This window comes from Deltaproteobacteria bacterium (assembly GCA_005879795.1).
Taxonomy (GTDB): Bacteria; Desulfobacterota; Binatia; order DP-6; family DP-6; genus DP-6.
Genome location: VBKJ01000063.1, coordinates 1 through 10,632 on the forward strand (window position 1 = coordinate 1; position 10,632 = coordinate 10,632).

General features: G+C 70.9%; 8 protein-coding genes and 1 pseudogene. 3 read left to right on the forward strand and 6 right to left on the reverse strand.

The genetic code is table 11. From position 1 onward, the window contains the following. Positions 1 to 61: 61 nt before the first annotated feature. The gene (locus E6J59_03315; GenBank protein TMB22681.1) at positions 62 to 517 is read left to right on the forward strand and encodes a hypothetical protein; all 456 of its coding nucleotides are present in this window, start codon (positions 62 to 64) and stop codon (positions 515 to 517) included. A gap of 287 nt (positions 518 to 804) precedes the next feature. Here the strand turns inward: E6J59_03315 and E6J59_03320 are convergent, their stop codons facing one another. The 4 genes and pseudogenes from E6J59_03320 to typA form a co-directional block, all read right to left on the reverse strand. Further along, positions 805 to 1,113 (reverse strand): hypothetical protein, encoded by a 309-nt coding sequence (locus E6J59_03320; protein TMB22682.1) that lies wholly within the window; start codon positions 1,111 to 1,113, stop codon positions 805 to 807. Between the two features lie 243 nt (positions 1,114 to 1,356). Next, positions 1,357 to 1,838: pseudogene (locus E6J59_03325) on the reverse strand (dTDP-4-keto-6-deoxy-D-glucose epimerase). Further along, a complete protein-coding gene (rfbA, locus tag E6J59_03330; GenBank protein TMB22683.1) occupies positions 1,835 to 2,710 on the reverse strand; it encodes a glucose-1-phosphate thymidylyltransferase RfbA in 876 nt (291 codons plus the stop codon). The pseudogene E6J59_03325 and the gene rfbA overlap by 4 nt, the downstream one beginning before the upstream one ends. 286 nt (positions 2,711 to 2,996) lie before the next feature. Continuing rightward, on the reverse strand, positions 2,997 to 4,847 hold the full coding sequence (typA, locus tag E6J59_03335) for a translational GTPase TypA (GenBank protein TMB22688.1): 1,851 nt from the start codon (positions 4,845 to 4,847) through the stop codon (positions 2,997 to 2,999). A 301-nt stretch (positions 4,848 to 5,148) separates the two neighbouring features. On the opposite strand from typA, the gene E6J59_03340 reads away from it, so the two are divergent. Further along, positions 5,149 to 6,864: a hypothetical protein gene (locus E6J59_03340; GenBank protein TMB22684.1), complete on the forward strand. Its 1,716-nt coding sequence runs from the start codon at positions 5,149 to 5,151 to the stop codon at positions 6,862 to 6,864. A 79-nt stretch (positions 6,865 to 6,943) separates the two neighbouring features. Further along, entirely contained in the window at positions 6,944 to 8,341 is a 1,398-nt protein-coding gene (locus tag E6J59_03345) for a hypothetical protein (GenBank protein ID TMB22685.1), read from the forward strand. Positions 8,342 to 8,405: 64 nt separating this feature from the next. Here the strand turns inward: E6J59_03345 and E6J59_03350 are convergent, their stop codons facing one another. Further along, positions 8,406 to 9,785 (reverse strand): cytochrome P450, encoded by a 1,380-nt coding sequence (locus tag E6J59_03350; GenBank protein ID TMB22686.1) that lies wholly within the window; start codon positions 9,783 to 9,785, stop codon positions 8,406 to 8,408. A 17-nt stretch (positions 9,786 to 9,802) separates the two neighbouring features. Beyond that, positions 9,803 to 10,387 (reverse strand): TetR/AcrR family transcriptional regulator, encoded by a 585-nt coding sequence (locus tag E6J59_03355; GenBank protein TMB22687.1) that lies wholly within the window; start codon positions 10,385 to 10,387, stop codon positions 9,803 to 9,805. Positions 10,388 to 10,632: the final 245 nt, after the last annotated feature.

Here is a 10,632-nt window from a genome sequence, read left to right on the forward strand (position 1 = left end):
CTACGAGTTCGCGCTCGTGCAAACCGGCCTTCCGACGCTCCACATCTACTACGAGCCGTTCGTGAGAAGCGACTACACCCTCCGCCTGCTCGCGTCGGCCGCGATCGAGGAGTACGTAGGAAATCGCCCGGGCAGCGTGTCGACGGTGATGATCAGGTACAAGGAGCTGTGGGGCGATCAGGGCTCAGAAAACGACCAACTGCTGATCAACGGCCTCAACGTCTGCACGGAAGTCCTCTGTCGGATCAGCAAGCAGGTCAACGCATTCTTCGCCTTCGACAGAAACGACGACAAACAGACCGACCTTAGCGAACCGGATCCGATCCTAAGCGGGCTGCCGTTCATCCAGGGCGCGGATGTCTACGTCGCCGCCAGCTCGCCACCCGATGAAACGGTCTCCTTCCAGCTCCTCTCACGGGGCGGCGGACCGGTTCGGACGCTGAACGTTCCCAACTGGGATTCGTCGACCGACGGGGTCACCATTCAGTGGAATGACTTCGACAAGCTGACCTTCTAGCGAGGCTGTGGTGGCGGCCATCGCCGGGGTCCCTACAGTGCCCTGCGCCGTGACGTCTACTTCAAGGTGCTGACGCGCGAGCCCGGCTCCCCTGAACAGCGTCGCGGCACTCGTCGCCTACGCGCACATTCTCTTCGCGTGACAGAGCGACTCGGACGCCCGCTACCGGCCGTTCCCTTGTGTAGGCGCTTCCGTCGATATCCGGTGATGCGCGTCGCCAATGGAGAATCGGAAGGCAGCCGACGGCGAATACCGCAGACAAGACAAGCAGAAGGTCTGAGAGGGGCCTACGCGGCATCGTCCGGTGGTTTGTCGGACCGGAACCCGATGGCGGCGGTGAAGCTCGGGCGTCGTGGGATTGGCATGGCAAGAGCCGCCGCTGGCGGCAAAGGATCGCCACCACCGAGATCAAGGTACTGCTTCGCCTTTCCTGCCAGTCGTTGAGCCTTCCGAGGCCGGCCACGTTTCTCGTAGTGAGCCGCAAGACGCCAGTAACGATCGGCCAGGTACAGGTAGACTTCAGGATAGACTTCGCCGGCTCGCCGCGCCGTCACGATCCAGAGTAGCGCCCGCCCGGAGGCAAGATCGAAGCGCAAGACCCAAGGTGACACCTGAGCCACGGCCTCAATGGGCGTGCTGCCCTACTACCACATCGCTAGGCACCGAGCACCGCAGGCAACCTCGACGCATCCGCTTGTCGCCTTCCTACGGCCGGGTGTACAGTCTCCGACACGCGCTCGCTGGAGGCACAGTCGTCGCGGTGCTCATCCTACCGCGAGGCTGAACGCTGCGACGTCGATTGACCCAAACGCCGAGAAACCGAGCGCGACAATCGGCGTTCAGTCCAGCAGATCATGCACATCCCGCAAGAACGGCGCGCGGTCGTCCTTGGGCGAGACCACGGGGCTCTCGATGGGCCAGCGGATGGCGAGGTCTGGGTCGTTCCACCGCAACGCCCGGTCGCAGGAGGCCACGTACGCGTCGGTGCACTTGTAGAGGACGTCCGCGTCCGTCAGCGCGCAAAAGCCGTGTGCCACCGGGCGAAGTGTGCCGAGCTCCGCCGGAGGTCCACGGCCACGTCCAGGATCCGACCGCGCAGGACCTGGACCAGCTTCCCTTGCGGACGCGGCTGCTGGTAGTGCAGGCCGCGCACCACGCCCTTTCTCGAGCGGGAGAAGTTGTCCTGCACGAAACGCGTGGGCAGGCCGAGGCTCTGGTACCGTCCGTCGTTGAAAATCTCGAAGAACTGGCCCCTCTCGTCCGGATACACGTCGAGCTCCAAGACGAGGACGCCCGTCAACTCCGTCTCGCTGACTTTCATTGCGACTCGTCGTCCACGACCCGGCGCAGGTAGGCGCCGTACGAGCTGCTCTTCATGGCTTCCGCGAGCTTCGTGAGCTGGCCGAGATCGATGAACCCCTTGCGGTAGGCCACCTCCTCCGGGGCGCAGACCTTGAGACCCTGCCGTTGCTCGAGGATCTCGATGAACTTCGAGGCTTCCATCAAGGCCTCGGGCGTGCCGGTGTCGAGCCAGGCGAGCCCCCGGCCAAGGAGCTCCACACGCAGCTGCCCCCGACGGAGGTACTCCCGGTTCACGTCCGTGATCTCGTACTCGCCGCGAGCCGAGGGCCGCAGGCTCGTGGCTATGTCGACCACCTGGTTGTCGTAGAAGTAGAGGCCCGTCACCGCGTAGTTGGATCGCGGCGCCTTCGGTTTCTCCTCAATGCTGAGCGCCCGCCCCGCATCATCGGTCTCGACCACGCCGTAACGCTGCGGGTCCCGGACCTGGTACGCGAAGACGGTGGCGCCCGGCCGCTCGCCGGTGGCGGCCTGGAGCCGTTCGCTCAAGCCGTTCCCGTGGAAGATGTTGTCACCGAGAACGAGCGCGACGCTGTCCGCGCCGATGAACGACCGGCCAATCGTGAAGGCCTGGGCGATCCCTTCGGGTTGCCGCTGCTCCGCGTAGTCGAAGCGAACGCCCCATCGCTCTCCCGAGCCGAGGAGGTCGCGGAAGCGCGGCAGGTCCTGCGGGGTCGAAATGACGAGGATCTCGCGGATTCCCGCCAGCATCAGCGTTCCGAGCGGATAGTAGATCATCGGCTTGTCGTAGATGGGCAGAAGCTGCTTGCTCACGACGCTCGTCAAGGGATGGAGGCGCGTTCCCGAGCCGCCGGCGAGTACGATTCCCTTCACCGTTCCTTCCTTTCTTCCTTCGCTTTTGGCGCGGAGCGTAGCACCTGCCGCGAAACGCCCGCAAACCCCGCCCGCCAGCTTCGAGGAACGCCCTCATATGTGTGCGGGTGGACTGTCAGCGCCTGCGCTGGGTGGCCGTCGTGCTACCCGCGGCGAGCGTCGTCGGCTCGATGTCGCTCGGACGCGCGATCCGATCGGCCGGGATCGACCGGCTCGCGTGGGGCCATGCCGGTGCGAACGTCGACGCGGTCTAGCCGCGATGTGCGCCGATACCGGGTCCGGCTCGTCAGCGCGCGACCGGCGGCGGCCCGCCGATCCGTCCGGCCCGCGGCCCCCGCGGCCTGAGCGCCTGGCGCAGCTCGCGCTTGCGGAGCCGGATCGCGTCGGGCGTCACCTCGACCAGCTCGTCCTCGTCGACCCACTCGAGCCCGTCCTCCAGCCCCATCGCCCGGTGCGGGACGAGGCGCACCGCCTCGTCGTGGCCCGCGGCGCGCATGTTCGTGAGTTTCTTCTCGCGGCAGACGTTGACGTCGAGGTCGACGTCGCGCGAGTACTCGCCCACCACCATGCCCTCGTAGACCGGCGTGCCGGCGGGGACGAAGAGGACGCCGCGCTCCTGGAGGTGGAAGAGCGCGTAGGGGGAGGCGACGCCCTCGCGGTCGGCCACCATGGCGCCGTTGGTGCGCGCGGGGATCGGCCCCTGCCACGGGGCGTAGCCGTTGAAGAGGGCGTTCAGCGTGCCGGTGCCGCGCGTGTCGGTCAGGAAGTGCGAGCGGAAGCCGATCAGCCCGCGCGACGGCACGCCGTACTCGATGCGCACCCGCCCGCCGCCGACGTGCTCCATGCGCCCCATGACCGCGCGGCGCACGCCGAGCAGCTGCGTCACGATGCCGACGTACTGCTCCGGCACGTCGATCAGCACGAGCTCCATCGGCTCCTCGAGCACGCCGTCGCGCTCGCGGACGACGGGGGCCGGCTTGGAGGCCTGCAGCTCGAAGCCCTCGCGCCGCATCGTCTCGATCAGGATGGCGAGCTGGAGCTCGCCGCGCCCGAGGACGCGGAAAGCGTCGGCGGTGGCCGTTTCCTCCACCCGGAGGCTCACGTTTCGGCGGCTCTCCTGCCGGAGGCGCTCGCCCAGCTGGCGCGACGTCACCTGGCTTCCGGAGCGGCCCGCCCACGGGCTCGTGTTGACGCCGAAGACCATGGCGATGGTCGGCTCGTCGATCCGGATCGGCGGCAGCGCCCCGGGCCGCTCGCGGTCGGCGACCGTCTCGCCGATGCGGATGTCCTCGATGCCCGCGATCGCCACGATGTCCCCGGCGAGCGCCCGCTCGAGCTCCATGCGCTTGAGCCCGTGCCAGCCGTAGAGGCGCGTCAGCTTGCACGGCACCTGCGAGCCGTCGAGCCGACAGAGCGTGTAGAGGCCGGCGGCGAGCTCGCCGGAGACGATGCGGCCGATGGCGAGCCGCCCGACGTAGTCGTCGTAGCCGAGGTTGTTCGCCTGGAAGCGCACGGGCGCGTCCGGATCGTGGGGCGGCCCGGGCAGCGCGCGCACCATCGCCCGGAAGAGGGGCCCGAGGTCCGTCCCCTCCACGGCAGAGTCCGCGCTCGCGGTGCCGGCGCGCGCGTTCGTGTAGACGACGGGGAACTCGAGCTGCGCCTCGGTCGCGCCGAGGTCGATGAAGAGCCCGTAGAGCTCGTCGAGCACGGCCGCCGGCCGCGCGTCGGCGCGGTCGATCTTGTTGAGGCAGACGACGGGCGGGAGGCCGGCCTCGAGCGCCTTCCCGAGCACGAAGCGGGTCTGGGGCAGCGGCCCTTCCGAGGCGTCGATCAGGAGGAGGACGCCGTCCACCATGGTGAGCGTCCGCTCGACCTCGCCGCCGAAATCGGCGTGTCCCGGCGTGTCGACGATGTTGATGCGCACGCCCTCCCAGATGACCGAGGTGTTCTTCGCGAGGATCGTGATGCCGCGCTCGCGCTCGAGCGCGAAGGAGTCCAGGACCCGCTCGGCCACCTGCTCGTTGGCCCGGAAGACGCCGGTCTGGTGTAGCATGGCGTCGACCAGCGTCGTCTTCCCGTGGTCGACGTGCGCGATGATGGCGACGTTGCGCACGTCGGCGCGGCGCGGTAGCGTCAGGCTGCGAGCCGGAGTGGCCACGGTCCGCGCATCCTGACGGGCCGGGCGGGGCGGGTCAATCGGACGCGGCGCGGAGACTGGTGCGGAACACCGGCATGACGGCGCACGTGGGCTCCGCCGACCGACGTAGCAGGGCGTCCTGCCGCCGGCGCCTCCGTCCCGTGGAGCCACTCATCACCCGCATCCTCCACGGCGCCGACTCGATCGCTGTGCGGCTTGCGCAGCGCGCGGCGCCAGAACGACGAATCATGTGGACGCGGATTTCGCGCCGGTGGTAGCGTCGTCTCGTGCGGGAGTGACGATGTCCGCCAGGCCACCCGACCGGGACGAGTTCGACACGCTGTCGCGACGCGACTTCGTGCGCACGTCGGTCCTCCTCGGCGGCGGGAGCCTGGCCGTCACCGCCGGCGTCGACGCCGTGCCGCGGGTGGGCCAGGCGGCCGACCGCGGGGGGGAGGGCGTATCGCGCGGCCCGGCGCTCGACGTGCGGGACTTCGGCGGCATCGGCGACGGCAGGACCGCGGACACGCGAGCGATCCAGCAGGCGATCGACGCGGCCCATCGCCTGGGCGGCGGCCTCGTGCAGCTTCCCGCCGGCACCTGGCGGAGCGGCACGCTCGCGCTCCGCAGCCGCGTGACGCTCGAGCTGACCCCCGGCGCCGTCCTCCTCGCGAGCCCGGACGACGACGACTTCGCTCCGCCCGAGCGGCTCCCCTTCGCCAGCGGGTCCGACGTCGAGACGACGGACTTCGCCAACGCGCTCCTCGCCGGGCACGACCTCGAGCGCGTCGCCGTCGTGGGTGGCGGCGTCATCGACATGAACCGGCGCCGCCGCCTCGGCCCGAAGCCGATCGCCCTCAAGCGCTGCCGCTTCGTGACCGTGCAGGGCGTCACCATAGTGCACGCGCCGAACTACTGCGTCAGCCTCGGGGGCTGTGAAGACGTGCTCGTCGACGGCGTGACGATCCGGGACGCCCACGCCGACGGCATCGACCCCGACTGCTGCCGGCGGGTGCGCATCGCCAACTGCGACATCGAGTCGGACGACGACGCGCTCTGCCTGAAGACGAGCTTCCTCCTCGGGGAGCGCGGCGTGACGGAAGACGTGCTGGTCACGAACTGCCGGATGCGGAGCCCATCGAACTGCTTCAAGCTCGGCACGGAGAGCACGGGCGACTTCCGGCAGATCGTGCTCTCCAACTGCGTGTTCAGCGGCTCGCCGACCGAGCGCCACGACCCGGCGGCCGCCGAGGGCGGGGGGGTCGCCATCATCACGGTCGACGGCGGCAGCGTCGACGGCGTGATGATCTCCAACGTGGTGATGACCGGCGTCCCGGCTCCGCTCTTCATCCGGCTCGGCGACCGGGGGCGTGACCAGGCGGGGCCGACGCCCGGCCGGCTCCGGAACGTCTCGATCAGCGGCGTGCTGGCCGTGGGCGCCAGCGCCACGGGCTCGATCGCCGGCCTTCCCGGCCACCCCGTGGAGCGGATCAGCGTCGAGAACGTGCGCATCACGGCTGCGGGCGGCGCACCGCACGCGACCGGCCTCGACGTGCCGGAGCGCGCGGCGGATTACCCGAAGGTCTCGATGTACGGGCCGCTGCCGGCCCTCGGGCTCTACGTGCGTCACGCCCGGGACGTGATGCTGCGCAACATCGAGCTGGCCGTCGAGGGCCCCGACCCGCGGCCGTCGCTCGTCGCCGACGACGTCGCGGGACTCCATCTCGCTGGCCTCACCGGTCCGTCGGCGAACGGTCGTGGCCCGGTCGTGTGGCTGAACGACATCCGTGGCGGCCTGGTGCACGGCAACGTGGTGCCCGAGGACGCAGGCGTTTTCCTCCGCGTGACGGGCGAGAACACGAAGGGCGTCGCCCTCGTCGGCAACGCGTACTGGACGCCGGGTCCGATCGAGCTCGCGCCGGAGATCACGCCGAGGGCCGTCATGCAGGTGGCCGGCGGCGGCAGCGAGGGCGGCACGCCCACAGCGGATCGGCCGCGGGCACGGAAGCCGAGCTAGGGTGCTGTCCGCGAGATCGTTTTACCGCGAGGCTGCTCAGTTCTTTGCGATCCGGACGTGCGGGTGCTACGCACGGCCGGTGCGCGCCGCCGTCGCTGCTGCCGCGATCGTCGCGCTGGCCGCGGCCTGCACCCACGAACCGGCCCTCGTCTCCCGACCGGCCGGAGCGCCCCACTCGGTCGTCCTCCGCAACGTGCGCGTGTTCGATGCGCCGCACGCCGCGCTCCTCGACGGACCGCGCGACGTCGTCGTGCGCGACGGGCGGATCGCGGCCATCGTGCCGCTCGGGGCCGGGGCGCCGGGCCTTCCGGCGATCGATGGCGCGGGTGGCACGCTCCTGCCCGGGCTCGTCGACGTCCACACGCACACCGGCTCCACGCCCGGTCCTCCCTGGCGGGTCAGCACGCTGCCCGACGTCGCCGACAACCTCGCCGCCTACCTCTATGCCGGCGTGACCACGGTCCTCGACCTCGGGGGTCTCAGCCCTGCGGTCTTCCGCGAGCGCGAGCGCCTCGCGACGGGTGCGCGGCTCGGCCCCCGGCTCTACGCCGCCGGCCCCGTCTTCACCGCGCCGGGCGGGCACCCGGCCGAGGTGCTCCGCGCCGCGCTTCCCTGGTACCTCCGCTGGTACGTGCTGCCGCGCGCGACGCGCGAGGTGGCGACCCCCGACGACGGCCGGCGCGCCGTCGCTGCGCTCCTCTCGGAGCGACCGGACATCCTGAAGCTCGCGATCGACGCGGGCGCCCGCGACGACGTTCCGCGGCTCCGTACCGAGACGATCGCGGCGGTGATCGCAGCCGGCCACGCCGCAGGCGTGCGGTCGATCGCCCACATCGGCAGCTCGGCCGAGGCGATCGACGCCGTCCGGGGTGGCGTCGACGCGCTCGCCCACGCCCCGTGGCGCGAGGAGCTGTCGGAGGAGGCGGTCGCGGCGATCGCCGCGGCCCACGTCCCGGTGGTCGTCACGCTCGCCGTCTGGGACGTCGCCGGGGAGCCGCGGACCGCCGTGTCCGACTTCCTCCCGATCGAGCGGGAGGTGGCGCACCCGGACGTGCTCGTTGCGCTCGTCGCACCGCCGCCGGCTCTCGATCCCGCGACCGCCGCCTTCCTCCACGCCGCCGCGGCCGCGCGCGACGCGCGCCGGCGGAACGTCGCGCGGCTCCGCGCCGCCGGCGTCCGCGTGCTCGCGGGCAGCGACGCCTGCAATCCCGGCCAGTTCCCCGGCGCCGGCCTCCACCTCGAGCTCGCGAAGCTCGTCCAGGCGGGCCTGACGCCCCGCGAGGCGCTCCGCGTCGCGACGTCGGAGAACGCGCACTTCCTAGCCGGCGACGCCGCGGACTTCGGCGAGATCGCCGTCGGGAAGCGCGCGGATCTGGTGCTCGTCGCCGGCGATCCGGTGGCGCGCATCGAGGATCTCGGGCGGATCACGCACGTGCTGCTGGGCGGGACGGTTCTCGTTCGCCGCCCCCGGGGCTGAGGGATCGAGAGCGGCCGACTACGACGGCTCCCTCACCGCAGCCGTCGCGTACGTACGCTTGCGCTCACCCGACCCGCCGCTCCATCACCACCGGCACCCCGCGCGACGGTGCGATCGTGATCGCGCGCAGGACGGGCCGCATGCGGTAGCCCGGGGCCAGCCGGAGGTCGACCCGCGAGAGCACCTCGGCGAGCACGATCTTGAGCTCGTAAGTCGCGAAGGCCGCCCCCAGGCAGCGCCGGACGCCGCCGCCGAACGGGAAGAAGGTGTTCGGGCTCGGGCGCGCCGCGAGGAAGCGCTCGGGCATGAAGCGCTCGGGCTCCGGCCAGAGGTCGGGCCGATGGTGCGTCGCATAGATGCACGCCGACACGCTGACGCCCGCCGGGAGGTCGAGCCCGCCGATGCGCGCTGGTGCGTGCAGGCGGCGGATCACGTTGGTCACGACCGGCGTCAGGCGTGCGGACTCCTTGGTGACCGCGTCGAGGTACTCGAGCTGGGGGAGGTGCCGGGCCTCGACGGGCCCGGGGCCCACGACGCGCGCGAGCTCCGCGCGCAGCGTCGCGAGCGCGTCGGGATGCCGCAGCAGGTGGTAGAAGACCCACGCCAGCGAGGTCGCGGTCGTCTCCTGGCCAGCCATGAGCAGCGTGAACATCTCGTCGAGCAGCTCCTCGTCGCTCATGGGCGCGCCCTGCTCGTCGCGGGCGTCGACCAGGAGCGAGAGGATGTCGCTGCGGCCCGCGGTCCCCTCGCCGCGGCGGCGCGCGATCTCGTCGAGCAGGACGGCCTTGATCGCGTCGCGGTTACGCACGAAGCGCCCCCAGGGCGTCAGGCGCCCGAGGTCCATCTGAAATGGCTTCAGCGCGATGAAGGGCGCGCTCGGGCCGTTGGCCTGCGCGACGAAGCGCTCCACGTGCTCGCGGACGCGGGTGAAGGCCGCGCCCTCGTCGACGCCGAAGACGGCGCGCAGGATCACATCGAGCGTGATCGCCTGCATCTCGCGGTGGATCGGGAACGGCGGCCCGACGGGCCACCGGTCGATCACCTGGTCGGCGAGCTCGCGCATGAGGCGCCCGTAGACGTGCATGCGCTCGCCGTGGAACGGCGGGCTCATGAGACGCCGTTCGCGGGAGTGGCGCTCGCCGTCGAGGAGCAGGATCGAGTGCCAGCCGAGGATCGGCCCGAGGATGGGCGCGGTCGCCTCGCCGGAGCGGAGGTCGTCGCCGTCGGCGGTGAAGATGTCCCTGATCGCCTCGGGGTCGTTGAAGACGACCATTTTCCCGCGCTGGCCGATCGAGGCGACCGTGTAGCGCTCGCCCCAGCGGCGCGCCCCCATCGCGACCGTCGCGTAGGGCCAGAGCGAGAAGCGGATACTCTGCCAGAGCCGTGGCGTGCGCGGCCCCGGCGGCAACGCCGTGGGGGTGGCATCGGCGACGAACGCATCCATGCGGACCTCCCTTGCGCTCAGCGCGGCACGAGGCCGCGCATGACGATCTCGCCGTAGAGCGGGAGCACCTCCTGGTACGGGTGGTGACTCTGGCTCGAGAGCGCGTCGCCGCCCGTGAAGAGGATGAAGGCCGTGCGCTCGGGGTCGACGTCCCGCAGCGTGCCCTCGCGGATACCGTCGCGGATGACGTCGGCGATCATGGCGACGTTCTCGCTCACGAGCTGCTCGTGCAGCTCCTCGACGAGCGGAGCGAAGATGATCTCGCCGTCGCGCCGGTAGACCGAGTTGATGAGCGCGTTCTCGCGGTTGTAGTCGACGCTCGCCTCGCCGAGGCGCGCGAGGCGCTCGATCGCGGTGCCGGGCTCGGCGAGGACACGGCGCGCCGTTTCGAGCCAGCTGGCGAGGCCCTCCCGCATGACCGCGCGGAAGATCTCCTCCTTGTTCTCGAAGTAGCGGTAGAGCGTCCCCGGGGCGACCCCGGCGTCGCGGGCGATCTCCGCGATGCCGGTGCGGCGGTAGCCGAAGGCGGCGAAGCGCTCCTCGGCGGCGGCCAGGATGCGGGCCCGGGTGGGGGAGTCACTCGCCTCCGCTGGCGATTGCATGAAGTGAACTGATGAACGAATGAACCAAAATTTCACTTCAGTCAATACCCCAAATACCCCAATACCGTCCAGTACCTGGGGCAAGGAGGGCAATCGAGCTCAGGGGAGCCGGCGGCGTCCCAGGGCGTACCCTGCCACGTCGGCCCACAGCGCCGCGAAGCGTTCCGCGTCGAACCCGCTCCCCGTCGTGAGCCAGTCGGTGTGCCGAGGCGGGTCGGCCCTGTCGTGGAAGTGGCCGATCACGT

Coding starts and splice junctions, on each gene's coding strand:
- E6J59_03355 (TMB22687.1), bottom strand. CDS start 10,387: ATGCAATCGCCAGCGGAGGCGAGTGACTCCCCCACCCGGGCCCGCATC.
- E6J59_03340 (TMB22684.1), top strand. CDS start 5,149: ATGTCCGCCAGGCCACCCGACCGGGACGAGTTCGACACGCTGTCGCGA.
- E6J59_03350 (TMB22686.1), bottom strand. CDS start 9,785: ATGGATGCGTTCGTCGCCGATGCCACCCCCACGGCGTTGCCGCCGGGG.